Annotated in this window: 1 pseudogene; it reads right to left on the bottom strand. The window is 64.4% G+C overall.

What is annotated here, in order from left to right:
• A pseudogene (locus ACXAH0_RS25260) lies at positions 1-278 on the bottom strand (IS21 family transposase); the annotation flags it as partial.

Below are 278 nucleotides of genomic sequence, written 5' to 3'. Positions count from 1 at the left end.
GGCAGAGACGGACATGGGCGACCTTGACCGTCGTGGTCACGCCGTCGAGGATCACGATCTCATGGCTCCAGTCGAACTGGTAGGCCTCGCCCGGATCGAAGCTCAGCGGGACATAGGCGCTGGCCGACGCTTCCTGCGTCGCCTTCGACCAACTGGCCGCATATCGGCGCACGGCGTCATAGCTGCCGTCATAGCCGCAGTTGCGCAGCTCCTCGTAGATCCGGATCAGCGTCAGGCGTTCGCGTTTCGGTCGCCGGGTATTGTCGGCCAGCATCTCG

This window comes from Roseibium sp. AWQ4_290 (genome assembly GCF_056160985.1).
This window is presented reverse-complemented; position numbering and strand designations above follow the sequence as displayed.